The following is a 24,351-nucleotide window of genomic DNA, read 5'->3' as shown; positions in this document are numbered from 1 at the left end:
TAACTATTTCTGAGGGTGATGCGGTTCGAGGCTTGGTCAGTTGTTCAATGTCCTCTACCCATGAACGATCTGACCGATCAATGTGCAGAGATCGTCCGGCTTGCCCTCGATAGCCATCCTCAAGGCACGCTGATAAATGACGCCTGCATCAAGTAGGCCCGCATCAGCTTGACCTAAGAGATCGATGCATTGCTGTACCAAGACTGCCCGAGCGACCCTCCCATTACCGTCTGCGAAGGGATGGATGCGCAGGAACTCGGCATGGAACTGGGCTATCGCGCGTACCCGCGATTTCTCATCCGCGACGCTCAGACTCTCGTATCTCTCATTCCATCGGACCAGCAGCGTCTTCAAAAGGTCCGGGACTTCCGAGGGCGCGGGCGGCATGGCTTCACCGTTACTGCTGACGACCGTGTGAAATGAACGAATCTCAACCTGCACGGTTCTCAAGTGGCCCAATATGTCAGCCTGCAGATCTGGGCACGAAACGCGATGCATCGATAGAAGAAAGCCCAAAGTCATGTTTGATGTCACCGCATCGGCTTCCGCGTCGGACCTGAGAAGGTCGGGGATAGAAACTGCTGTCGGAGCATCGTCAGCTGGTGGTGTCGCCAGCAAGGCCATCGTGTGGAAGATTTCACGCTGTCCAAGACCAAGCCTTTCGATCAGTCTCGCCAAACGTGTAATCTCCTTGGTGTGCTTTTCCAGAGCGCGCTCGACCCGGCTGTCGTTCTCGGTGAAATAGGCGAACTGTTCTTCGGGAGCCATTTCGATGCCGAGGAACTGAAGGCGAGCTCCATACCCCGCGCTCGAATCCAAGAGCACCCGCATACGTTCTCGGTGGATCGGCTCACATAACAGACTCTGGCCCAAGGCGAGCGCATTCAGCGTTCCCCGTTGCTTCTGGCTCAACGCCTGATTTGTGACGAACACGATGCCATCGACCTTGGAAGCTTTCGCGCCCTTTAGGTCGGCGTTGAACTTCTTTTTGATCGCGGCCAGGGACTTATCGCCCACCGGGAAGTAGACGGCCCCGACGTAGCTTCTGCCGCCTTTTGTGCAGAGAATGTCCTTTCCGCCATCCGGACCTCCAAGCGGGTGTTGAGGATCGATCTGCCTGTAACCCTCGAGGGCAAGTATGGCCCCCGCCAAGCGTTCAGCGTTGACATTACCTCCGACCCAGCCGCGGAGAGTTTCGGCCGTCGATGCTTTCTTCGCAATGCCCATTTTTGAGTGTCGATGAGCTTAAAGGGTAGCACCCAGCGTGCAGCTAATGCGGATCGCCCTGAACCGGAGGCTGCGTTTTGCGAATCGCGCATATTCCATCGGTTACGTGAATTCGTCCGCGATTGAACTAGTAATAGGCCACCTTATCGCCGCCCAGTGCGTCAAGATCGGCTTATAAGTCGATCTTGGCCGCAGCGAGCAAGTGATTTCGGTTAGGCAACGCTTCGAGGCACAATCGACTAGCAATATCGTAGCAGCAAGAAATGCATGTTAGTCCCACGAGTTAAGTCTCTTGTTTTCAGCATATTATCGGGCATGAGATCCGATCCCATGAATTGCGCGGGTCTTCGGATCCACCCCGGCGAGATTGAGTTCAGGCGCCCGCAAACACCGGCCTTTCCAAGCCCTCTCACCGAAGGCATAAGCGATCCCACACCGCCGCGAGCCTACAGCCTAACCCTCAGCATGTCAGCCTCTTGCATCGATTTCACAACTGCGTTGAATTCTAGTTGACTGAAATTTGGGTGCAGTTCGTAGGCTGGAGTGTTCCCGCATGGTCCTCTCCCTTAGTTGCAGCGCGAGAACTCGACTTCGAGGCGGTGCTGGATTACCTCGATTTTTTGGGACTTTGAGGCCGCTGCCTCAACATCAGCGTGAAGCTTCTTCGATCCACCATGTACGAGAATGCCTCTGGCTTTCAGCTTCGTCTCTTTGAAGAAATGAGCGAGGTAGCGGCGAAGCTGGTCAACATCCTTGGGTTCCGGCTGACCTTGCTTGCATTCGACGATGACTGTCGTTCCGTCCCTGTCCAATAGAATAACGTCCGACCTCGTGCGGTCTTTGAAAACCTTCTCACGCACTTTCTGGTTCGGATGTTGAGTTAAACCGTCTTCAAGGTGATGTGGGTAGGTGGCGATGTAACCGGATAAAGCCTTCTCGTAATCAAAATGAGCAAACAGACTTTCCCAGTGTTTCCTGTCGGACATGATGCCTGTGAGGTCAGCCAGGGACATCGATTTGATCTCTCCGATTGTCGGTCGAATTTCACCTCTCGTGAAGCGAGATCCTGCGGGCATGCGTACAACTGTGTCGCGATCATCGGGGCCAATCGTCAAATCCCATCTGACCAGTATGCGGCGACCCATCTCGCCGTCGCGCTCGCCCGGACCAGGCGGAACGAGCGGACGCCAATCTGTATCCGCGAATTGGGTGCCCGTGACCTCGCCTAATCTGGCGATCCGATTGTCGCTTAAGGAGACAACGACGTAGTCGCCAATCCGAATTCTCTGGAGAGCTTTGCGCGTCCGACTCCAGCCATAGTTTTTCTTGGGCATCGGCCCTTCCAAGGGAAAACCCCAAGTGGAACGCCAACCGACTGCAACGCACTGATTCCGGTACCAGCGTTGCCAGATGCCGGGGAAGTCGTTCTCCATACAGTTGATCTTCCAAAGTCGCATTGCTGAACCTCTCCCGCATTACATGTATTGCTTCAAACCATTGTCTTCGAACAACTGCGACAGCTTCGGCATATCTACTAACTCACTGCCTGACTGTGCTGATGGTCATGGCTGAAATCGGTCAATCGACTATATCCGACCAGAACCACATACCCGAAAATGGGCATGGCTAAAAAGGAGACCCGGTCCAACAAAAAGTGATCGTCCAATCGCGTAACGACTCTATATCACAGCCGCTGTGGGCTGTAAGCGCGGTTTGTTATGAAGCCGGTCGTGACCGTTTGTCTCATTCAACCATTCCAAGGTCAGCTCCCATCGTTTCCGACAGTTCATGGAGTATTTCGAGATGTTTATATAGCTTGCCCGGCATGCCGTGGCGGACATAGGAACTCGCGGCGTCGAATGGACCAGTTAATAAAGTGTCATTCTCAATCCGATCCTCCAGTATGTCGGAGAACTCCATTTCCGATAGAGCCGTGATCATCCTTTCAAGAGTCGACACATTCATACTTACCAATGGTGTAATCTTTACCGGCTTGCAGGCTTTTCGGTTAAGCTGCTCTTGAAATCGGGTATTGAGGTAAGCATTCGTTACCCAGCTCGATCCGATTTCGTCTTTGGTGATAATGACGGGGATTATCTTCCGCACACCACGTAGATAATCTGGCAGAAAAGCTTTATTGCGCTGCGTCAGATTCATAATGGTTGCCAAAAGCTGTTTGACACCGATTGCGCGGTCGCTTCCTGTGACCAGACTCCTTTCCAGATATTCGCGAAACTTTTGATATTCGCCTGAATAGCGAACTTCGGCGGCGCAGGTCCCAAGCTTCGATTCGATTAATACGGCTGTCGACCCGCACATGACTATTCCGTCACAAATTGGGCGGCTATCCTTCCCGTTCAGATACATCGGTGACGGATAGAACTTATTCTTTTCTTTATCGGTGTAGGTTTCGAAGATCCAGTGAACATAGCGGTCGAATACCTCTCCCCAAAATCCGAAATAGGTCTCCCTTTTGTTCTTAGGCATAGCCATTGCAACCCGCCACAAGGCTCCGCTCTCTAGTTTTGCAACGGCAAACTCATAGTCGATAGCATAGACCTTATCGTTCGTGTGGAAATACGGATGGTCTTTCAAATATTCGAAATCAGCGAAACCATGGACCTTTTTCTTGTCAGGAAGATCACTGAGCTGAAAAGAAATGGTGTCAAAGACCGCGCTTATCTGCTCAGGCGTAAGATTTGTGTTTTGAAACCACGAGATTGGTATGCCGCCATCCGGAGGTGGGGTATCCGCGGGAAGATCGGCACGTTCTGCCATCGCGTGAATGGTGCAAGCATAGACGAGCTGCCAGTATCGTTTCAGCGGGAAATGAAACTCTTTCTCCCAAAGTTCCTCGACTGCTGCTTGCTTCTTGATGTGCTCTGGAAGGGTGGGGATGATGATATTCAGAAATATATAGAACCTCAAAAACAGCATGATTGGATCTGTGTGAGAGTCGATTTCATATGTGGGTAAGAAATCGGCGATATAGTTCGCTAGTTTATCCAGATCGTTCGTCAGGTTATTCGGAGGCGGCTCGTAGAGTAACTCACCGGCTGCGAGAAGTATTCCGCCCAGGATAATGTCAGGGATGCTCTTTCCATCTTCCTCATGAGCCGGGTTGAGTCGCATGACTTGTGAAGCCAGGTAGCGTAGCTGCCCCTGAAAGAAGATAGGGCGATCTTGATTCGATTCCTTCATCACCCGCGGTAGGAGTACGGGAGGAAACATTGCTGGTGCCCATTTTGCAGTGAGTTCTCTCGACGCAACTGTATTTGCTTCCGGCCCATATTTAAAAAGAATGCTGAGGCGTGCGCACGCGATTAGCCATGCGCTGCGCGGATATTGGCTAATGGCTTGCCTGAACTCGTCAACAGTAATTTTTTTACTGTCCGAAATCTCTGACCAATAGACCCAGGTTCTCCATTCCGGAAGAGTCACGAAGATCTGCCTTCACCGAACCCGATGCCCCATAGGAACGCACGGGTAATGGAGCACCTATGATTTGGCGCGGGAGCAATAGGTTCTGAATCCATTGCGGAGTATAGCCGTCACGCGTCTGTAGATACTTTTCGGGACAGATCCGATAAACCCAACGTCCATCTTTTCCACACTCTCGCTCATGGCATGATCAGTGAATCATCTGTGTGAGGTTCGGAAGAGAAATGCTGGAGCAGAAAAGGCCGATCTTACGTTTTGTATCCGGTAGTGAAGAACCAAGTCGTCAGGTGGCGATCGACTATTGGAGAGGACACTATGATGGTAACCGGTGGATCTGGGATCAATCGGTAGATCAGGTCGTCACGTCTCATGGCGTGAAACGGAAGGACATCACCTCTATCGTCCGTGCAACGTCGACCTCCTTCGACGAGTCAATATCATGCATAAAATGCGCGGCACACAAAGAACTGACTTCACGTTCCGACTTCGTCGCGAAAAATTATGGCGATTACATTTGTTTTGAATGCAGGAGACGACGGGCAGAGGAAGTAGAGCGTGAACGCCAGGAACAAGAACTCGCGATCCGCTCTGCGAAGATTGCTGTTCTTGAAAAGTTAAGCGGCAAAGACATCCCTTACGACTACGGCTCAATCGGATACACAGCGGCCATACTCGTGTATGCCATCCTGCTGGCATCAGATCACGCATGTGAAACCGGAGAGTTTGGTGACAGCGCAAACCTGCATCTCTGTCCGACGGACAAACTTTCCGGTGAATTGTTGAAACAACTCTCTGACACAGGAATACTTCAAATCTCGCGGCACACCCCGCTGTCAGCGATTGAAATCAAGGACGAAGGTGGCTGGAGCGCAAATCCACATCGAATCAGATGGAAATTCGCTAGAGATGTGAATGGCGTGACATTTCCACAACTCATGACACGCCTTGGCGCGATGATCGATTCTCGTGAAGAATACCTGTCTTATCGCCAGAGCGTCAAAGCTCTCTGGTGGATGCTGGCTGTCGATGATGTCTCCCGGTTTCTTCTGCAAGCGGTGACAAAATACCGACTTCCTGATTACCGAAAAGGAGCGAAGACCGAGGAAGCCCTACGTTATGCCTTGGAGCACTACTCGATTCCCCAAGTTCGACGCCATATCCAGATAGTGACGGAGAAGGCTGCTGCCTATTCTGTCACGCGTGACGTCAACAGTCGTCGCGCCCTAAACACTATTCCCGGCAATTTAATATCACGCGTGGATCGTGCTCTGAGTGAGCAGTGGACAATCTATCCTCTTCTCGACGATTGGACGAATGAAGAGCCAATCCTGCTTACTGTTCTGTTCAATCGGGTGCTGGGTACTGGGCTTCCCGGCTTCAAGACGCTCAGCGGAACTCTTCTGAAAGAACTCGAACCGAGCCCAGTAACATAAGTATGTCAGTCAAGATAAAGAACGGACCCCATGAGAAAGCCGCCTAGAGGATTTTGGGATCACCTCGATCAAGAGGCTCCCAGTGCCCTATATCACTACACATCTATTGAGTCACTGATGAAAATCGTGGGCAGCCGATCGCTGCTGGCAAGCGATACTCGATTTCTAAATGACACCAAAGAGCTGACGCATCTCACGACCACTATCACTGATCGATTGAAGACACGCTTGCGACGTGCCGACGCAGATACCAAACCCGCGCTGAAATGGCTGCTCAATCATTTAGAGAACGATGAGCATGATCCTGTTTATGTTATTTCTCTTTCCGAGAACGCCGACGATCTCAGCCAATGGAGGGGATACACGCCTCCAAGCCAAGGCGTATGCATTGGGTTTGATACACAGGCTTTAAGAGAGGCTCTCGACCTGGCGAAAGGGGATCGACATGACCGGGCACGATTCTTAATGCTAGGCAGGATGATTTATCTCGGAGAGAACGAAGGCTCGAGCTTTGATGAGTTCATTACCTCCGCTTGCAATTACATCGATGTAATAAATGGCGAGGTCGTTCGATCAGTCGCGGCGGAACGCCTGTTGGTATCAGCAAGACCGTTTTACAAACATATCGCGTTTAAGAATGAGCGCGAATGGCGTATACGCATGTCCGCAAATTCTGTCTTCATCCACGATCCGCTACCTGTGGTGTGCCGCTTGGGCAAATCATTCCTGGTTCCGGCAACATATCTTTCTTTTACAGGGACAAGCATGGAAAATTCCTTCATAAAAGAGATTATTGTTGGCCCGACTCCAGAGAAGGAGCTTTCGGCTTATTCGATGCGGGCATTTATCGAGTCAGAAAATCTGCATGGGGTGGCTGTGCGCTCCTCGCAGATCCCATACCGGAATTGGTAAGGGATCGTCACTTATTCAAACTACTCGGTTGCTTAATCTCATAGGAGATCTGTGTGTTTGTAATCGTTACAAGACGCGCATTAGAGTATTCAACGGCTGAGGGATCGAATAATGCGAGGTTGACTCCGCTCGGCGTATCAAGCGAACTTGAGAAACGAATACCGTCAAGTTTCATTGTTCTAACTAGCTTCGCGAGATATTGTGTTTTGTTGTACACAACAGAATCTTCGCCTCTGCTGATCGGCTGCGCAATGTGAGCGCTGACGTTTCTTGCCACTCTCTGTAGATCCAGGTGCCACGATAAATGCTCGTGTGTAAACGGATTGAGTTCGGCGAGCGGTGATGCTAGATCGAGCACCTCTAACGGTCTTTTTGTGGTCAGCTCGCAGGTAGTGCATATAAAACCTCGTCCCGGCCGGATCTCCGCGATAGCTGTTTTCTCAGCTTCAGCAGCATAAAGAACAGCTTCGCCACTACGGTTCAGGCGACTCGCTGGGCATTTTGGGTTATGTCCCATTTGATGGCGTGGCAACGGCTGGCAGTCCCATTCTGAGGTTCCGGCATAATCACCGCGAGCCCGCCATAGTTGCTGCGCTGGAGATAGAGTGCGGACAAAATATTTGAGATGTTGAGCCTGTTGATTTGGAAGAGTTGCAATCGTATCAATGTCCAACGGCTCATCGGGGTCTATACGTTTGGAAAATGCTGTCGGATCAATCATCCAGAATTGAAACCATTTGCCGAAGGCTGTACTCATCGCATTCCGGTGGAATGGAACTACAGGAGCTTGGAAGTCTCTTGCTGGCGAATCACGATCACCGTTGAAAAGCGAAGGGAGAAAATATTCGATTCGTTCTGGAAGGCAGCGGTTGGAAAACACCTTCCAATCACGTTGAACGGCCTCGACCATAGGAACAGATGGGAAATAGGAGTCTCGCCCACCATTTGCACCCTCAACCGGAATGTAATCGCCAAGAAGATTTGTGAAGCCGGTACGGAAAGCATCGATGGGCGTCAAGGCGGACACAGTATCACAGTAGAAGCATCGCCCTTGTGATTCGCTCTTTTCTTTCGCCAAGCCCCGTAACCAGGCATGTTCGAAGCACGCTTCGCAGCAAAAGTATTCTGAAGCTTTCATTGTCATAGTCTAATCTGCACATAATCTCGTCAATCAGATGAGTTTGCTTTAGCAAACGACCTCATATAAAAGCGTCGCATAGGCACCGAAAGGCCTCCACGAACATTCCATGCCAATCAAACGAACGGTTTTCTACTCATGGCAATCAGATATCGATTCGCGTTTTTGCCGCAACTTTATCCAAGATAGTTTGGAAAGAGCGCTTAAAAAAATTGGAAGAGACTCAAAAACGGATTTGTCCCCAGTGTTGGATCGAGATACGAGCGGCTTATCCGGCACTCCTTCAATTGTTGACTCTATTTTTCACAAGATCGCATCGTCCGACATCTTTGTAGCCGACATCACCCTCATAAATGTACGACCTGTCGTAAGCGCCTTCGGATTTGAAATTTCTCGTCCCAATAGACAAGTCAAGCGATCACCAAATCCGAATGTACTTGTTGAGCTGGGTTTTGCTATCACCCATATCGGATGGGATCGCATCATCTTGATTCAAAATGTTGCCTTTGGCTCGCCGAATGATTTGCCTTTCGATTTGCGCGGACGACGAGTTCTCACCTTTACCTTAAGTTCTGGCTCAAAGGAGAAAAAGAGCGAAGTTAAAGAGACTTTGACTCGTCAACTGGATCAAGCGCTCCGCATGTCCCTCGATCCACTCGAAGCTCTCTGGACCAAGCCGGGTAGATGGGAACCTAGATGGTGGGGCTTTTGGACGTCAGGAAATGCGACTTCCAGCTATGGTGGACGCCTCTTCATCAGGGAGGTGGGAAGCAAAGGCTTCTTCTTCCATCTGGATGTTCACAATGGAGCTCATCTTGGTTCAGTAGCCGGTTTCGCTGAATTCGCAAGCCTCTATACGGCGGAGGCAAAGCTTGTTGCCTCGCATTCCACAGAAATATGCCGCATTCACTTTAGGCGAAACGAAACAGAACCGATGAAAATCGAAGTAGCCGAGATCTCAGGCTGTAGACACTGGCATGGAATGGGTACGTCATTCACCAATACATTTGAGCGAGAAGCAGACCCCCTCTTCGATCTCGGCTTCTTCGACGAACTGGATCTACAGAGGCTCTATTCGATTACTGGCCAACACTTCGAATCACTCATGTTGCGATTTGGAGGTACGGGAGAGACCGAATGGAAAGAGATCTTTGAAGGGAAAGCAATTTTTGGTCTGGTAAGGGGGTTAGCGACAATTATGGAAGCGATTGTCATGAGAAGTAGTACAGGATCATTATGGGCGGCGTATATCGATGACGATGTGGTCCGTTATTTCACGACCGAGCCAGCATCTAGAACGAAACTACCAGCGACGATCGAACATTGGCGCTCAGGTTTCTCAGATAAACCCATCGTTTTTGACAGTCCAGTTTCAATCATTCCTGGATTCCGCTGAGTAGCGGTAGGCGTTGCGTCCTTTGCCAATCGAGATATTTTTTCATATTTGACTAGCAGGTAGATGGGTGGTGCCTGACCATTTGGCACAACCAGTGCGGAAAGCAGCTAGGCGGCGGTTTAACCCTCGGATTCGGTCCGGTAGGGCCACCCGGGACACCCCAAACGTGCATGGAACCTTTTTGATGTTGGTGTCGGCCAGTAGTGCGGAATTGATGATCGCAAGCCGAGTCCCATTCCTGGTAAGCGACGAGCGCAAACGGAACTTAGGGTCGGCAGGTAGATTCATTCGTCAGGTTTCCACTGTTTCCACTACAGTGGATTGCCGCCGATGGAAATGCTGTTTTACGACTTCATACCTTCTCATCGTCGTCCGAGCCGCACTCGCGTAGAGAAATGACTTGATTTGGTTTCGAAACAGAGGTAACACGGACAGAGCATTTTAGCGGGACACGCCGGTGTTCTAGCACCGACGTATCCCTGACCACCCATCACCTTCCAACGAAAGGCGACAGAATGGCTGTCTCTAAAAATACCCGCAGGTCCGCATCGAACACAAACGAACCCTTCCAAAGCTTCTTCCAAAACAGTCAAGTCTCTGAGGAGCGCGAACGCGCATGGCATGAAGCTGTGCGCCATGCCGGCACAGGAACACCTCCCTTACGATTTCCGGTCTATGAGCATCTGTACTCCCTCAACGTCTACGCCCAGAAGATGGTCGATCTTCTGAAGGAAGTAAGCAGCCGGTTCGGCCTCAACCGAGAGGTTTCTCTTTATCACCAGTCGTTGATCCAGTACGTCCGTGCGGCTTCCAGCCGGGAACTTCTGGACTCCATGTCGGAGATCGAGCATACCGAGGCATGGCTCTTTCAGAGTCAACGTCACGTCGAAGAGAAGAAGCTCTACGATCCGGACGATGTCTACTTCCATGTCCGGGAGCGCGAGGTCGAGCGAATCAATCAGGGCCTTCCTCCCCGCATCGAGTTTCTCGATGAAAAGCTATCCATAAGAAACAGAACTGCCAAAGCGACCAAACCCGATGAGTCCAGTTGATCAATAGCGTATCTCCGCAGTTCACTCGACAGACACATTGGCTCCCACCGCAGCCCTGCGGCTGCAGAAAGGTTTGGTTGTACATGGATCGCAATGCACTGGGATATCTGGCGGATCTGAATCGAAACGTGGAAGGCGCGCTACTTTTCTTAGAGAAGTTGGCGGAGTATCCGGAGTTGAACAACGAAGACTTCATCATCTATCAGTCGTACTTCCGCGAGTACCTGGCGGATACGAACATGATGGTACTCGATGCCCTGGAGGAGTCTGAGCAGGAGACCATGCTCAAAGCCAATCGGGAACGAGTGGCCTGGGAGAAGAAAATTCGTGATCCGGATGACTGCTACTTCGATGTCAGGAATCGAGAAGAGGAACTCCGGGAGCAGGGCCTGCCCTCGCAGCTCGGCATCCTGCGGGGTATGAGGAGGACGACCACGAAGGATATCCTGAGCGGCTCGTTCGAAGACAATGATGAAGATGAGACGGAACCTGACAGCGATCAACGACAGCCGGCAAGCGATGCGAGGAGGTCCTGATGCCGACCATGAACAACAAGGAATACCGGCGCAAGCTGATCGCTAGAGTGGAGGCGCTACGGACGGAGGCTGGAATGCCGATGCTCAGGTTCCATCAACAAATAGGTCCGGTCGCGGCCAGGGATTGGGCCAAGTTTGTGGCCGCCAGCGACGAAGAGGCATGGAGTCACTTTTCGTTGGAGGCCGTAGCCCGGATCGCGAATCTGTTCGGAGTCGGTGCCGAACTGCTCTCCTTTAGGCCTCGAACGGATATCCAATGAGCAGAACATGGATACTGCACTGATCCTGTAAGAATGCCGATCAGGTACCGGAATGATCTTGGCTGGATCAGTTCGGTATCAACCTCTGATCATTTCTGGATGCTGCATTGATCGAGAGCTGATCGGCTTTGGCACCGACTTAGGACCTAACCTGGACCTCAGTTGGGCCTGAGTCGGTACCTGCTTTGGTCCGGCGGAGGTACGAATCTGATACCTCAAAAAGTCAGGGGCGGGAGCGACCAGCGTCAGCGGAAGCCCGTGAGGGCGGGGTCGCTCCCGCCCCTGACTTCACCTTATCCTTGACCCGCTCTTCCCAGGACCTCGCTGTATTTAAAGGGGTTGTTCTATTCTGAATAGAGGCCGGGCCACAGTTGCAATTCGAGGTATGAGGTCGATCTAGAGTAGCGTTTCTGGATTGCGGATCGCTTCGAATCAAGAGCGAACATCCACCGGGCACTGTCGAAGATTTTCAAAATCTTCCTGCGTTCGGAAGTGTATGTGTGTCAGAGCACAGCGCGCCGATACTTCATGCTCCAAACAGGATAGTCGTACTCGAGCAGGTAGCACTGGATGGAAGCTCGGTTGGTCTGGGGCTCAAATCGAGCGCGGATCTTTGCTTCGGCGGTGCTGCCCATCTTCCATGCGGAGAGCAGGGCCTGATGCTCCAGACTAGTGTAGAGATTCATTCCATCCCTGAGAATGCGCACCTGATCCGCTGAGTAGCCACCGCTCTGTTGGTCATATCTGGTCCGGACTTCCAGGTAAGAGAGGAAATGCTCGACTCCGCGGGGAAGTTCCTTTGTCGCCACCCGTTTGGGGAATTGTTGAAGAAACTTCCTCTCCGCATCGGCAAAGTTGCGGGAGTTGTCGGCTGCATAAACGACTTCAACATGGTGCAGCGAGCGGAGCAGTGGAGTGTACTGTTCTAGCCAGCGGAGAAAAGCCGATAGTGAACGAAGGCCGTCATCCAAGAAGGTCAGTGTAATCGTGGGGTGGGGTTCGTTCGGTTCCTGAGACACCGCGAGCGGAAACCGGTCCGGAAAATAGCAGGTCGCACTCTTGCTGCCATAGGAAACCTGAGGCAGAGATTCTACCGGGAGCTTCAACTTTTCCTGGAAGAAGATCACTTTCTGCTGCGTCGTCTCCAGAAACTGCTCTCCGAAGTGGACTGTCAAATAGTCCACCTGCATCAGCCGCGCTTTGATCTGGCGGTCTCCTTTGATCCGGCGGTTCTGTGAGTCTTCCATTTCGAGGACACGATAGATGAGCTTCGAACGCAAGTGATAGATATGTCGTCCGGCGGCATACTCGATGGCGTGAACATGTCCGACGCCGATAGATTTTTGCAAGAAGCGCTGAGCCATCGCTCCGTCCTTCCGTTCGATGAATCCGAGGAACTGACGCCGGAGGAAGTAGCCGGAGTGTATCCCCACAAGATAAAGGAACGCCGCCTCCCGTTCGGTGTAACCCAGCTTGCGCAACTCAGGGATAGGATCGTAGGCTGGGGTCATAGATCGAAGACGTGATCGAGCAGATGGTGCTCTCCCTCGATCTGGTGGGAGATGCTGGCAGCATCCCGGCCTGAGATGTAGGTATGAAAGCCAGCCTGCGCCTTGGCACGAAGGTGGCCAGGACGGTAGGCAGCGGTCACCACCTCGATGTCCGAGAAGCCGCTACGGGATCCCTGATCGAGGTCGTACGCGATCCGGGCGTCTGGAATCTGGATCTGCCCGTCGATGAAGGGAAGCTCCTGTTCTGCAGCGACCTCCCGCTTGATCTCCTGTATGTCGCGATCAGGCTCTTCCTTTCTGGCCGCGTGGATGGCCCGCTGCACCTGGGACTTCAGTTCAAAGTCCAAAAGGACCCGAGGGTTCGCGCCGCCCTCCTTCTCGATCCGCTCCCACTCTTTCCGGTAGGCGCGGTAGATCTGGGTGTCGTGCTCTGCTTCCCGGGGCTTGACCAGACCGTGATAGAGCTTCTGATCAGGTGAAACGGAATTGCTCTGGCGAGCCAGTTTCTCCCCTTCGCGGGTGAGGCTGAGGACCTCTATTCGCTCGACCGGTCGCGAGCGTCCGTCGCGCCGGGCGTTGATGATGTCGACCGAAGCCAGGCCTTTCTCTTTAAGGAATCGCAGATCACTGCGAAGGGCCCGCTCGTCTCCGCCGTAGAGAGAACCCGCGGCGTCTTTTAAAGAGAGGACACGAAAGCGTCCCGCTTCACCCAGAAGTGCCTTTTCTTCTGAGCGCAGCCGGATTCCGTTTGGTCCCGGCTGCAGATGATGGCGGCTTCGGACATGCCTCTCGTCGGATGTGGGCGAAGGATCCGCAGCTTGCCTGCGCTCATACTGCCGGCGAGGGATCTCAGGAAACCGATTCTCGCCCGCTAGTTCTCTAAGTTCGGAAACACGCCGGTCAAGCGAACCCGGCGTGATCAAAGGTTCTTGGTGTTTGCTGACAGGTTCCTCTGGTCTAAGATCCGGTACCCTCTCGCGCCGGACGTAGCGCAGGTCGTCGTCACCAATATCGAGCCTCATGGCCGGGATCCATCCCGATCGGATACTGGCACAGAATCACGGTGTTTCGACTGCGATATATCGACCTTCATCGTTGCTCTCAGACTATGAGCAGGTCGAGTTAGCGATCTATGCTTTATTATGCCTTCCAATACCTGACGGGAATGAGTAACGCGGACGTATAGGCAAGACGAGTCAGGACTCGGATGGACCGCTAGATCTTTGGACAAGAATTTAAATGTCCAAGTATCTTCCAGCCGGCTAATCTGTGAGCATCTGCGGCTCATCCTCGATGAAAAGCAACCATCGGTATGGGATGTTGAACTCGTCCAGATCAATCTGATAAAGAATCTTCCGGTGCGGTCAGCTTCCTATATCTGCCCGTGGCGACCAGTCTCGCGCACCGTTTATGCAGTCGATGTTGTATCTTCCATGCGATCTCTTTAGCTTGTTCCGACGTGCTTTGCTGTCGCCTGCGCAACCCAGCCCAGCTGGCAGGAGGACAATGATAACTCCATTTCGCTTCGTCTTAGGTGCATATTGCCCGTCTTCGTAATACTACCGCGCCGAGTTCGCTCCCGCTGGAGTTCTCACTCGGCACAACGCCACAATAATCCATCAGTTCTCGAGCGTCTGCAAAACGGGAGACCTAGACTAACTCAACCGCGATCGTCATCATCGAAATTTGCGAGGCGGCATATTCGAAACATCTGTAGATCCGGAGGATGGACGACACCTCGAAGACGGAATCGACTTTAGCCGTACTTGTGTCAATCTGGAAATACTAGATGTAACGGTTCGCAAATTCTTCGAGTGCCTTGGCGCTAGTGAACGAAGCGTAGTCGCGATAGTTATCACTCTTCTTGGGATCAGCAAAATCTACTACACTTTTCAATACGAATGCCTTAGGCTGGGGCAAAACAGACTCAGCAGCCGCGGCGAACACGCTGTAAGCTTCCATGTCTATTCCCGCGAGTTGTCGATGCTGCTCTTTAATACTCCCCGCCGTGATCAGATCCGACAGAACAGCTGATCCTGAAGCTAGAGGAGCAATATGCATCTTCAAGGCCGTAGTAGGAGCTTTCGTCAGATCCCACTCGCTCTTAATTCGATCCCAGAGTTCCTGCTCACCACACATGGAATCTAGCCTCGCACGTATAAAGGTATCGAGTCGTAGCTGACTCGGAGCTTGGAGAAATTCCGAAGTTCCCGAACGATCAACAAACTTGCCGCTTCCCCAATCCCAACAAGGGTCGACGCAAATCACATCACCAAAATTGCAGACCCCACGGACACCCGCACAAATGCCCACCATCGCGATATATTTTGGTGAAAAACCATGGATCATCTTGGTTGCGAGAATCGCAGCGGCCGTCATACCCATTTGAGGTGCGTGAGCAGCAAGCACCCTGCGTTCACCCCGTAGACCAGTATAACGACCCTCGTGATATAGAGTTGCGTCTCCGTCAATAGACAGATCACGCCATCCCCAAGGTAGGCGCAAAAGCGCTTTCAGTTCTGGGTCGCGAAGGGCGGCGATCACACAAAGATCACTTTGATACGGCGGCAGAGTCGTCGACTTCAGAGAGATTTCGATATACCGTATCTTCCGAGAGATTTGTTCTGCCCAGAGATCACTTGTCGGATCAAAGTGAATGAGACTCCAAAGTTCATCCTTGAATCGAGGAAGAGCAGTACTGTAAAGATCGGGATATGCAGTAAGACCTACAATGTGACCAGGCTTCTTATATCTCTGTCGTCGTGAAACCTCCTCCATGAGATCTAGGCCAGCCAGCGCGGTAGAGTCTTCTCCCGGCATAATGGGCAGGGAGATGTCGAGCACAGCGATATCAAATTGATGTTGCGTCAGAAGCCGCTTAGCCTGCCCGACATCATTGGCAGTTTCAATTTCGATTTCACCTGAGACCGATTGCCTTAATACATTTGCTACAGATTGAAGTTTGTTCGAGTCGTCTTCAACAATCAAAGCCTTCATGCTTCGCCCTCAACGATGTGAGCTGCGTTAATCAAATCTTTCAATTCCTGTTTCCAGCTATCTAACGCACTGTTGTAGTAGATGACGCCTTTACAGAACGAGCCATATTTTTCATTGAGCGTCTCCCTCAGACTCGCTAAATCGAACCGATCACGACCCGATCCGAACGTCTCATATTGAGTCACGATTACTGTTGGGACTAGACACTGAACTCGCTTCATCCTCCTCAGAAATTCCTGCCCCCCCAGTTGTCTCAATTCGCCACCATCCTCCTCAGGTCCAACTTCATAAGTTGGCAACGTCATGTCGAGGATCACGAAGCTAAAATCGTGATCCTTAAACTTTTGAAGTCCGGTTTGGAAAGAAGATGCAGTTTCAACGGGTATGTCCTTCCAATTATCTTGAATGAATCTCAGTATCTGAGACCTTTTATTTTCGTCGTCCTCAATCAGAAGAATCCGTAGATTCATGTATGGCCTCCATCAAACTCAATGACGGGAATTGAAAGTTCTACAGTGAAGCGATCATCAGCTGCTGCGAAATTGAGCGTTGCTTTATCGGTACTCAGCGTGTTCCAAAGTTTCACTAGGCCGGTACCACCCTCCGAGCTAACAACGCGCTGAAATTGTCCCGCAGCAATGACCGACCGCAATTTCCCAAGTCGCTCTGCGATCCCATCCCATGGTTGCATTTCGTTCTCAACCAAGAGCGTGAAGCGACCTTCCTCGTGCGCTGCTCGAATGCGCACATACGGACGATGACCGACGCCGGCATGACGCTGAATATTCTCGAAAATGATAAAGAAAATGTCGGAGAATCTGGGCAACTCAATGATCCCAAGACTATAGCTAACTTCCCGTTCTACACTCGGATCGAAGTCCGGATGAAGCTTCTTGACCTGTTTCAGACCGATGTCAATCACTTCATCCATCGAATACACGCGATCGGGCAGAACCTCGTGAACGTGAAACCAATCCTTCAGCGTGTCAATAGAAGAATGCAGGTTCGTCTGAGCTCGACGAACAGCATTTATCAGATCTTCAAGCTCAAGAGGAGAAGACCGCATCTTTTCCAAAGAGGTGATGAGGTCACGAACTATCCTTTCGAGATTCGGCTTCAATTCTGCGTCGATAGCCGCGCGAACCCCTGCGGTGGAGACTTCGACATTATCCCAAAACACCGCGAGACATTGATCTACATATCTCTCGAAAGCATTGGGAGGAGCGGCGGAGGCGACGAGCAATACCGAGTCAAGATCTGTCACTGTGTATTGAAATAGACCATTTGGTTTTTCGTGAGTCTTTATCTGAAGTCGATCGTCTGCAAACTTTTTCACGACTTGGTCAAATTGTCTAGAAAAGTCTCGCAGAAAACCATCGAGCTTTTCGGCGTTCCATGGATCGAGGGAAAGACGATGAAGCCACAAGTCATTGGACTTATATTCTTCTGTTCTTGCATCTCTCGATGTGATAATACGCTCCTCTTCCAGGACCGCTCTGACGTGACCCGAAAATGATCCGTGTCGTGCGCGCATGCTGAGGTAGGAGTCAAGTCCGTAAAAAGAATTGGTGTACGCCTCCTCGATAAAACGCGTTAGCGCTTCGTGGTTCACATCGGTGAGTTCGTCGATAGGGGTCTTTAGCAGACTTTCATCGTCTACTTGGGTCCTCGAAGGTTCAATTTGGCTCACACTGGCGAGGTCTCGAGTTCGTTGGTAGCTCTCTCTGAGATTCTTGTCGGCCCATTTACGAATAGGCTGGCTATTGATTGCAAATTTGCTTCTCTCGACGTGAAGGAGCCCTTGCTGAACAATCTGGAATCTGGTAATGTCGCGGATTTCGGTATCATAATCAGCAGCGTTGTCATTGTCATTCGCACGAAGGATGGACAACACGCGGAGGCGTTCTTCTAATAGCTCCCGCGAGGAACGGAAAGCATTTGAATCGTGCATCACTTCGGGTATACAAATGTATCGCAAAAAGTAGATCACACGATTTACGTCTTCACCTTCTAAGGGAAGTCGCAATTGCGATGGGCGGTCACACCCTTTGCTTGACAAAAAGTCCTCGTATGCATCGCTCCTAATGTAGGGACGATCATCACCGATGAAGCGAAGGTACAGGTCATACACTATCGCTAACGCGAGGATTGGCTTAAGGGACGAAGCTGCATTATCGCCGATTGCTCCGACTGCGCGACGGACAGGCAACATACGAAGTATGTGGGGACTCAACATGTACGAGGAAGCTATACGCTCAATCGCCAGTTCAATTTCGTCTTGATTAAGAAGTTGGTTTAACTCAGATCTCTTGTTTACGTTATGAACGCGGCGAGAAGTTTGCGCACTCCGTCCCAAAGACGGGGTAAGAAGTACACCATAGTGAGAGGCATCTTCGATTAGCGACTGCCTTGCGTCAGGCGGAAGGATCGGAAGGTATTGAGGCGACAGTCCGCTATCAGAGACAAACGATTCAACGAGATCCTCCCCAATGTCGAAAGACAGATCCGATGCAGCACTAAACATTTCTGGTTTTGTAATTCTGCTCATCGAAAACGATGCGAATGCGTCGGTGAAGCGTACTAAGTCGAGAAGAGAATCTTCGTAGCTTTCGTTTTCTTTGCGAATAACTCTAGCCAAATGATCGACTATATAGTCTCGTGTGCCAACCACGTAACTCTGTTGTTCCGGCACAATGGGAAGGTCTGCTCGGCAGATCGCTTCTAGGGGGATGGTGTGAGACGTGACGGATAGAACTGGATCTTCTAAAAGCTCTCTAAGGGCTTCTTCGGGATGATCCGAGTCTATCTTCTCTCTGATACGAACCTCGTTCACAGCCATACCTTCTCTTAGGGGGACTTGCCCCGTCAAAACCAAGAGCCGATCGATTCGTGGATCCTTGACGTTATTTCTCAGTACAGCCAGGGACGGCGCTATGGTTTCGGGTGATTTCGCGCAGCTGCACAGGGCCGTGATCAGAGTCTCATATTGATCGATCAGTGGAGCATTTTCTTCCCAGGTGAGAATCACGGGCCAGAGATCGCGGGTCGGTGTGTGGCGGAGTACTCGATATAGAAGGTACTCAAACATCCCCCGCGGGATCTCTGATCGATTGAGTACCGAGACGAATCGCTCCGGAAAAGCAAGCGGATTCGTCGCGAACTCAAGTTTCTGACTCACATGATAGGCGACGAAAGGAGTGATACCTCGATTCCACGCGCTCCGGATGGTCTGTAGATATTTCTTCTGCGCCTCAAGCCCTTTGAAATTTTGCAGAATAGCCAGTCGCGTTTCGATTAGGAAAAATGATTTGCCTCGATCGTTCTCTAGTATGTCGAGCAACTCTAGGATCTCCGATGCACTTCCGGCGAGGATTGCCGCTTCTATGGCCTGTTTTCGAGAGACAAACTCAGAAATTTGTTGGCCGGCCAGCCCAATTCGTTCTGACATCCAAAGAAGTTCGTTTTCGATCGGGAGTGGCGAGAGTGTGTTTTGGGCTCTCATGAGGTCGCTATAAGACTTTGGAAACGGCACGCCTAAAGCGGAAATGAAACCGTTGCTCGACAAGCCTGAGAACTTACCCCGAGCGAGCCGCGCAGATTGCGCGCCTCTACGCGCGACCGAGGGCAAGAACTGGAGGAGGGGTCGATATTGTATGACCGGGAGTTTCGGACGCAACGCAGACAGCGCGTAATGGGGGTTTTCTGCTCCCGCAATGGCGTTCTTGAAGGTGCGTGGGATCGAGCTTTCAGCCAAGTCAGTCCCAGCCTCCGAGATCATGTGAAGTGTCGTGACAAGAATACACGACCCCTTCATTGCCAGGCATATCGAATTGCTCACTTAGCTTTGCGACTTCTATGCTGCTTTCGAATACATAACATAAGGTATATTTCAGGTCGAAGATGCTCGGTGTTAATCGATACCGATGCAATGGCAATCGATGATTTATCCAGTTTTTGCCTTCGGGATCTTCCTCTCGCAAGCATGTCAGAAACCCACCCTTTCGGAACATTGTTTTTGGGCTCTGTCGTCCTATAGTTGTCATGGGGAAGCATCTCGCATTTTCCGCAATCTTCCGGGACAAAAGTTGCAGATTCTAAGGCACTTGCCTATTTTTAGAAAACGTCCCAGACAGAGTGTTGAATAGCCCTCTGCAACGGGGCCTTGAAAAGCAATTGGAATAGCCGAATATGGAAATTTTCGGCAATGCTCTGCATAGTCCATTGAGGCAAATTGCCAATGCGTGATTCGACGGTCTTTTGGCGACTAGAAACGTGAATTGGCCTGTACGCACCAGTTGAGAGCCGGTCGCCTGACGCAGGACTCGGACCACCCCTGAAAGACGCAGTTGAGCGCATTCGCTCGAAGACTTCAGCCCGCAGTATCGTCGCCGTAACTAAGCTCTCACCAGATGGGCATCACGACTCCACAATTCCGTTGGTCAATGTCAGGTCTTCGATGGACCAACCTTCCGGGCCTCTTAGATGATTTCATTGAGCTTCGGTCAGGTGATTCTTTTTCGCCGCCAGACAAAGCAGGTACCGAGGCCGCACTTATCGCAACGAACAACCGCCTCATGAAAGCCGCCCGGTTTGTCGCCTTGCACTGGTCGTTCATCCCATGTCGCTCTCGATTGCGGCGCAGAACAGTGCGGGTAGCCTCGACGAACTGGTGCCGCTGATACGCAAGCAAGCTATGGGAGATCTACAAGCTATTTTCTGCCCAGTTGAAGAGCGCATCGCAGCTCATGGCATCGGCTGGCCAACCTAGGTTCTTGGTAAGTGATAAATCGCCTAGGCACGTTCGAGCACATCTGATCTGGGAACGCGGAATGCCCTGTTCACGCCAATTGACTTCAATCCAAACTAGCTAAATCAAAATAAAAGGCTATCTATAAGGCGTAAAGACAGGTGCCGCAAATGGACAATTCTCGTCATCGCATTGCTCATCAATATTTCACTTGACAAACAAGTGCTCGAAGGACGAGCCTCATCAAGGGAGCACTTGGATGCCAAGTAAAGAGAACGAACCAATTCAACTTCTTCAGGGGACGCTGGACCTGATTGTCCTTCGTACGCTTGTCAGCATGGGATCACAGCACGCCTATCAGATAGCGAGCCGGTTGGAGCACGTATCCGGCAATCTTCTCAGCCTCAATCAGGGCACGCTCTATCCAGCGCTTGTGCGTCTCGAGCAGTACGGATGGATCAAAGGAACCTGGGGGAAAACGGAAAACAACCGGGAAGCGAAGTACTACGCGATTACTCGAACTGGCCAGAAGGCGCTTGGGGAAGAGACGCAGCGGTGGAGAAGAATGTCCGGGCTCGTCGAAAAGCTTCTTGTCGAGGAGCTCTAAAGATGAAAGACCTAAGGCGAATTTTTCTCAGGTTCCTTAGCCTTTTCACTAACTCCAGCACAGAGGCCGAGCTGGACCGGGAGATCGCAGCTCATCTTCAGTTGCTGGAAGACGACTTCTTGGGTCAGGGGATGACTCCGAAGGAAGCTCGCCGCGCCGCCCGGCGCGCCTATGGAGGAGTAGAGCAGGCGAAGCAACTGCACCGCGACGAACGAGCCTTCCAAGGGCTGGCCACCATCGTGATGGACATTCGGTACACCCTGCGCCACCTGCGGAAGTCCCCGGGCTTCACGCTCACGGCGATCCTTATGCTGGCATTCGGAATTGGCGCGACGACAGCCGTCTTTTCGATCGTCGAGGGAGTTCTCCTGCGTCCGCTTCCGTTCGCCGATCCCGATCGCCTCGTCATCCTTGGCGATGACCTCGTCGGATCGCATTGGACCCAGCCTACTGTCACCCCGCCGGACGTCCGCAACTACATGCGGGACACGCACAGCTTTCTCCATCTCGGCGGCTATCAGCGAATCGGTCGCGAGTTGGCCGGCGTCGGCGATCCCGTGCACATCTATGCGACGAGAATGAGTGGTGAAATATTTTCGGCGTTGGCTACGGACCCACTGATGGGCCGCTGGTTCACCCAGCAGGAAGACGACCAGCATCAGACGGTCGTCGTCTTGAGTTATACCATGTGGCGCAACCGCTTTCATGGAGATGAGAAGATTCTTGGCACGAAGATCCTTCTGGATCGCCAACCCTATCTCGTGATCGGCATCATGCCTCGCGATTTTGAATTTCCCCTGGTGCCGGGGCATTTAAACAGCAGTGAACTTTGGATTCCGCTGAGCCTGCGCCCGGAAGAGTTCACCGCGGGCTACGCGGCATCGTGGAACTTTCGCATGGCAGGCCGTCTCAAACCCAGCGTTACGCCAGCACAAGCACAGAGAGATGCCCAGCTCGTCGCCGAAGAGACGATGAGGAACTACCCGGGATTTATGCGGAGCCTGCGCATTCAATCGCAGGTAAAACTCCTGCATGAAGACACCGTGACACAGGCCCGTCCGCTGGTGCACACGTTACTGATTGCGGTCGTGACGGTTTTGCTGATCGCATGCGCGAATCTGGCCGGTCTCCTTCTGGTGCGCTCGATCCGGAGAAGAAGAGAGATCGCCGTCCGCCTTGCCCTGGGAGCGAGTACCGGGATGCTGTTACGGCAGGCGCTGGTGGAAAGCCTGGCGCTGAGCATCGCGGGAGGCCTCGTCGGATTGGTCTTCGCTACCGCCTGCATCCGGATCGGCATCAGCCTCCTGCCGGAGACCTTGCCGAGAATTCGTGAGATTACGCTGGATTGGCCCGTGGTAGGCTTTGCTCTCGCGCTGGCTATTTTGATCGGTCTGGTCTGCGGCCTGGCGCCTGCATTCGCGGCCATACGGACCAGCGTCAACGACACCCTGAAGGAGGGTGGAAGAACCGGCACCGCAGGAAGTGGACACGGAAGGCTCCGTTCCGCGCTCGTCATCGCGGAGATCGCAGTGGCCCTGGTCTTGTTGACGGCCTCTGGGCTTCTCCTGCGCAGCTTCGAAAAGATGCGTCAGATCGATCCCGGATTTCGGGTGGATCACACGCTCACCGCATACTATGTCCTCCCCAAAGAGCGGTATGCGACACAGTTCGGAATCGACAACGTGACGAACGATCTGCTGCGCAGTCTGCGGCAACTGCCCGGAGTCAAAGCCGCAGGTATAACCTCCTCACGGCCCGGCTCAGGGAATAACGGAGGAATCGCAATCACCGTGGAGGGCGTTGTCCCTCGCAAAGACGCGGAACTGAATATGGCAACGGTATCGCTGTTGCAGGGTGATCCCTTCCAGGCGCTCGGCATCCGCTTGTTGCGCGGACGAGTATTTACGGAGTCGGACAAGGCAGACTCCCAACTCGTCGCGATCGTGAACCGGAAGCTGACCGAGCACTACTGGCCCGGCGAGAACCCTCTCGGAAAAAGGCTGCGCCGCGGGATGCCGGAGACGCCGACTCCCTGGCTGACCGTCGTGGGAGTCGTGGATGACGTCAAGCTGGGATCGGCCGACGGCGAGACAGCAGAACAGTTCTATCAGCCTGTAACCCAACAGGTCATCTCGGAAGGAGCGTTTGCTCCGGCCGGTGAACTGACCGGAACCTACGGATGTATCGTCCTGCATACCGAGACTCCTCCGGAGCAGTTGGAGAACCCGTTTGTGGCCGCCGCCCGAAAGATCGATCCTCAGCTCCCCCTGGTCGACATGCAGACGATGGAGAGTGTGATCTCGGAGAGCGAAGCTCCACGCCTGTTCAACACGGTGTTGATTTCATCCTTCGCGATAATTGCGTTGCTGCTGGCCGTGCTGGGGATTTACAGCGTCATCGCTTTCTCGGTTGCCTTGCGAGAGCAGGAGTTGGCGATACGCATGGCGCTCGGCTGCCAGCGCACGGGAGTACTCCACCTTGTTCTTACCTCGGCAGTGAAGCTCGGCGCCGTTGGATGTCTCCTGGGTCTGCTCACCTCAACCGCTGTATCTCACCTGCTGCGTACGTTTCTCTTTGGAGTCAGCCCTTTCGATCCACTTGTGCTGACACTATCTGCCGTCGCCATGTTGTCGTTTGCGCTCGCTGCATCCGCTCTCCCCGCCATGCGCGCAGCGAAGATCAACCCCATCATCGCCTTGCGTGGGGACTAGCAGCATCACGCAGAAAAACGTAATGCGAACGGCTTACTGTGAAGAGGAGGAAATCTTGGTGCACCATGAAACCCCGCCAGCGAGATTGGCGATTACGGATTGCAGGCTCGATCGCCAGAGCTTCGTTCCCCTATATCGGCAGATCAAAGACCTCGTATTGGATCGCATTGAACATGGTGACCTTGCCACCCGTGATCTGATTCCATCGGAGACGCGGCTGGGGGCCGCATTTCAAGTCAGCCGCCTGACGGTGAGGCAGGCTCTTTACGAGCTTCGCATGGAGGGTTACATCATTCGCGATAGGGGGCGCGGCACATTTGTTGGAAGGGCTGCAGTTTAGCTGCATGTTGTCTGAGCATGCAAGCGCTCTCTCCTTAATCAAA

At 52.3% G+C, this 24,351-nt stretch carries 19 protein-coding genes; 10 read left to right on the top strand and 9 right to left on the bottom strand.

What is annotated here, in order from left to right; translation table 11 throughout:
* Nucleotides 1–54 precede the first annotated feature (54 nt).
* From HB393_RS03345 to HB393_RS03335, 3 genes are all read right to left on the bottom strand, one after another.
* Complete coding sequence (locus HB393_RS03345) at nucleotides 55–1,227, bottom strand: Fic family protein (RefSeq protein WP_213803747.1); 1,173 nt, start codon at nucleotides 1,225–1,227, stop codon at nucleotides 55–57.
* Between the two features lie 566 nt (nucleotides 1,228–1,793).
* Nucleotides 1,794–2,660 carry an endonuclease NucS domain-containing protein gene (locus tag HB393_RS03340; protein WP_213803746.1) on the bottom strand — a complete coding sequence of 289 codons (867 nt, stop codon included), beginning with the start codon at nucleotides 2,658–2,660 and terminating at the stop codon, nucleotides 1,794–1,796.
* Nucleotides 2,661–2,970: 310 nt separating this feature from the next.
* Nucleotides 2,971–4,668 carry a hypothetical protein gene (locus tag HB393_RS03335; RefSeq protein WP_213803745.1) on the bottom strand — a complete coding sequence of 566 codons (1,698 nt, stop codon included), beginning with the start codon at nucleotides 4,666–4,668 and terminating at the stop codon, nucleotides 2,971–2,973.
* A gap of 224 nt (nucleotides 4,669–4,892) precedes the next feature.
* Between HB393_RS03335 and HB393_RS03330 the strand changes: the two genes are divergently transcribed.
* Both HB393_RS03330 and HB393_RS03325 read left to right on the top strand, forming a co-directional pair.
* Nucleotides 4,893–6,101: a hypothetical protein gene (locus HB393_RS03330; RefSeq protein ID WP_213803744.1), complete on the top strand. Its 1,209-nt coding sequence runs from the start codon at nucleotides 4,893–4,895 to the stop codon at nucleotides 6,099–6,101.
* Nucleotides 6,102–6,218: 117 nt separating this feature from the next.
* The gene (locus HB393_RS03325) at nucleotides 6,219–7,013 is read left to right on the top strand and encodes a DUF2971 domain-containing protein (protein ID WP_213803743.1); all 795 of its coding nucleotides are present in this window, start codon (nucleotides 6,219–6,221) and stop codon (nucleotides 7,011–7,013) included.
* A 7-nt stretch (nucleotides 7,014–7,020) separates the two neighbouring features.
* Here the strand turns inward: HB393_RS03325 and HB393_RS03320 are convergent, their stop codons facing one another.
* The gene (locus HB393_RS03320; RefSeq protein WP_213803742.1) at nucleotides 7,021–8,157 is read right to left on the bottom strand and encodes an RES family NAD+ phosphorylase; all 1,137 of its coding nucleotides are present in this window, start codon (nucleotides 8,155–8,157) and stop codon (nucleotides 7,021–7,023) included.
* A gap of 103 nt (nucleotides 8,158–8,260) precedes the next feature.
* Between HB393_RS03320 and HB393_RS03315 the strand changes: the two genes are divergently transcribed.
* The 4 genes from HB393_RS03315 to HB393_RS03300 all read left to right on the top strand — a co-directional run bounded on the left by HB393_RS03315 (nucleotide 8,261) and on the right by HB393_RS03300 (nucleotide 11,395).
* Nucleotides 8,261–9,547, top strand: a complete 1,287-nt coding sequence (locus tag HB393_RS03315) for a hypothetical protein (RefSeq protein WP_213803741.1) — start codon at nucleotides 8,261–8,263, stop codon at nucleotides 9,545–9,547.
* A gap of 515 nt (nucleotides 9,548–10,062) precedes the next feature.
* On the top strand, nucleotides 10,063–10,599 hold the full coding sequence (locus tag HB393_RS03310; protein ID WP_213803740.1) for a hypothetical protein: 537 nt from the start codon (nucleotides 10,063–10,065) through the stop codon (nucleotides 10,597–10,599).
* An 83-nt stretch (nucleotides 10,600–10,682) separates the two neighbouring features.
* A complete protein-coding gene (locus HB393_RS03305) occupies nucleotides 10,683–11,135 on the top strand; it encodes a hypothetical protein (RefSeq protein WP_213803739.1) in 453 nt (150 codons plus the stop codon).
* Nucleotides 11,135–11,395: a hypothetical protein gene (locus HB393_RS03300; RefSeq protein WP_213803738.1), complete on the top strand. Its 261-nt coding sequence runs from the start codon at nucleotides 11,135–11,137 to the stop codon at nucleotides 11,393–11,395. The genes HB393_RS03305 and HB393_RS03300 overlap by 1 nt, the downstream gene beginning before the upstream one ends.
* A gap of 503 nt (nucleotides 11,396–11,898) precedes the next feature.
* On the opposite strand, the gene HB393_RS03295 is transcribed toward HB393_RS03300, so the two are convergent.
* The 5 genes from HB393_RS03295 to HB393_RS03270 all read right to left on the bottom strand — a co-directional run bounded on the left by HB393_RS03295 (nucleotide 11,899) and on the right by HB393_RS03270 (nucleotide 19,657).
* Nucleotides 11,899–12,906, bottom strand: a complete 1,008-nt coding sequence (locus HB393_RS03295) for a hypothetical protein (protein WP_213803737.1) — start codon at nucleotides 12,904–12,906, stop codon at nucleotides 11,899–11,901.
* On the bottom strand, nucleotides 12,903–13,928 hold the full coding sequence (locus HB393_RS03290; protein ID WP_213803736.1) for a hypothetical protein: 1,026 nt from the start codon (nucleotides 13,926–13,928) through the stop codon (nucleotides 12,903–12,905). Before HB393_RS03290 ends, HB393_RS03295 begins: the two co-directional genes overlap by 4 nt.
* A 763-nt stretch (nucleotides 13,929–14,691) precedes the next feature.
* A complete protein-coding gene (locus HB393_RS03280) occupies nucleotides 14,692–15,903 on the bottom strand; it encodes a response regulator (RefSeq protein ID WP_213803734.1) in 1,212 nt (403 codons plus the stop codon).
* Nucleotides 15,900–16,373 carry a hypothetical protein gene (locus tag HB393_RS03275; protein WP_213803733.1) on the bottom strand — a complete coding sequence of 158 codons (474 nt, stop codon included), beginning with the start codon at nucleotides 16,371–16,373 and terminating at the stop codon, nucleotides 15,900–15,902. Before HB393_RS03275 ends, HB393_RS03280 begins: the two co-directional genes overlap by 4 nt.
* Nucleotides 16,370–19,657 carry a hypothetical protein gene (locus tag HB393_RS03270; protein WP_213803732.1) on the bottom strand — a complete coding sequence of 1,096 codons (3,288 nt, stop codon included), beginning with the start codon at nucleotides 19,655–19,657 and terminating at the stop codon, nucleotides 16,370–16,372. Before HB393_RS03270 ends, HB393_RS03275 begins: the two co-directional genes overlap by 4 nt.
* Nucleotides 19,658–20,521: 864 nt before the next feature.
* Here HB393_RS03270 and HB393_RS03265 point away from each other — a divergent pair.
* From HB393_RS03265 to HB393_RS03250, 4 genes are all read left to right on the top strand, one after another.
* Entirely contained in the window at nucleotides 20,522–20,671 is a 150-nt protein-coding gene (locus tag HB393_RS03265) for a hypothetical protein (protein ID WP_213803731.1), read from the top strand.
* Between the two features lie 238 nt (nucleotides 20,672–20,909).
* Entirely contained in the window at nucleotides 20,910–21,257 is a 348-nt protein-coding gene (locus HB393_RS03260; RefSeq protein WP_213803730.1) for a PadR family transcriptional regulator, read from the top strand.
* Between the two features lie 2 nt (nucleotides 21,258–21,259).
* The gene (locus HB393_RS03255) at nucleotides 21,260–23,968 is read left to right on the top strand and encodes an ABC transporter permease (protein WP_218623879.1); all 2,709 of its coding nucleotides are present in this window, start codon (nucleotides 21,260–21,262) and stop codon (nucleotides 23,966–23,968) included.
* A 58-nt stretch (nucleotides 23,969–24,026) separates the two neighbouring features.
* The gene (locus HB393_RS03250; RefSeq protein ID WP_345945047.1) at nucleotides 24,027–24,308 is read left to right on the top strand and encodes a GntR family transcriptional regulator; all 282 of its coding nucleotides are present in this window, start codon (nucleotides 24,027–24,029) and stop codon (nucleotides 24,306–24,308) included.
* The last annotated feature ends 43 nt before the right edge of the window (nucleotides 24,309–24,351 follow it).

Origin of the sequence: Granulicella sp. dw_53 (assembly GCF_018449545.1) — a bacterium.
Taxonomy (GTDB): domain Bacteria; phylum Acidobacteriota; class Terriglobia; order Terriglobales; family Acidobacteriaceae; genus Edaphobacter.
Note: the sequence above shows the minus strand (reverse complement) of the source record. Positions and strands in the feature narration are given on the sequence as shown.

What these genes read in the sequence shown, in the direction of transcription:
- HB393_RS03345 (WP_213803747.1), bottom strand. Translation starts at nt 1,227, where the DNA reads ATGGGCATTGCGAAGAAAGCATCGACGGCCGAAACTCTCCGCGGCTGG.
- HB393_RS03340 (WP_213803746.1), bottom strand. Translation starts at nt 2,660, where the DNA reads ATGGAGAACGACTTCCCCGGCATCTGGCAACGCTGGTACCGGAATCAG.
- HB393_RS03330 (WP_213803744.1), top strand. Translation starts at nt 4,893, where the DNA reads ATGCTGGAGCAGAAAAGGCCGATCTTACGTTTTGTATCCGGTAGTGAA.
- HB393_RS03325 (WP_213803743.1), top strand. Translation starts at nt 6,219, where the DNA reads ATGAAAATCGTGGGCAGCCGATCGCTGCTGGCAAGCGATACTCGATTT.
- HB393_RS03320 (WP_213803742.1), bottom strand. Translation starts at nt 8,157, where the DNA reads ATGACAATGAAAGCTTCAGAATACTTTTGCTGCGAAGCGTGCTTCGAA.
- HB393_RS03315 (WP_213803741.1), top strand. Translation starts at nt 8,261, where the DNA reads ATGCCAATCAAACGAACGGTTTTCTACTCATGGCAATCAGATATCGAT.
- HB393_RS03310 (WP_213803740.1), top strand. Translation starts at nt 10,063, where the DNA reads ATGGCTGTCTCTAAAAATACCCGCAGGTCCGCATCGAACACAAACGAA.
- HB393_RS03305 (WP_213803739.1), top strand. Translation starts at nt 10,683, where the DNA reads ATGGATCGCAATGCACTGGGATATCTGGCGGATCTGAATCGAAACGTG.
- HB393_RS03300 (WP_213803738.1), top strand. Translation starts at nt 11,135, where the DNA reads ATGCCGACCATGAACAACAAGGAATACCGGCGCAAGCTGATCGCTAGA.
- HB393_RS03295 (WP_213803737.1), bottom strand. Translation starts at nt 12,906, where the DNA reads ATGACCCCAGCCTACGATCCTATCCCTGAGTTGCGCAAGCTGGGTTAC.
- HB393_RS03290 (WP_213803736.1), bottom strand. Translation starts at nt 13,928, where the DNA reads ATGAGGCTCGATATTGGTGACGACGACCTGCGCTACGTCCGGCGCGAG.
- HB393_RS03280 (WP_213803734.1), bottom strand. Translation starts at nt 15,903, where the DNA reads ATGAAGGCTTTGATTGTTGAAGACGACTCGAACAAACTTCAATCTGTA.
- HB393_RS03275 (WP_213803733.1), bottom strand. Translation starts at nt 16,373, where the DNA reads ATGAATCTACGGATTCTTCTGATTGAGGACGACGAAAATAAAAGGTCT.
- HB393_RS03265 (WP_213803731.1), top strand. Translation starts at nt 20,522, where the DNA reads ATGTCGCTCTCGATTGCGGCGCAGAACAGTGCGGGTAGCCTCGACGAA.
- HB393_RS03260 (WP_213803730.1), top strand. Translation starts at nt 20,910, where the DNA reads ATGCCAAGTAAAGAGAACGAACCAATTCAACTTCTTCAGGGGACGCTG.
- HB393_RS03255 (WP_218623879.1), top strand. Translation starts at nt 21,260, where the DNA reads ATGAAAGACCTAAGGCGAATTTTTCTCAGGTTCCTTAGCCTTTTCACT.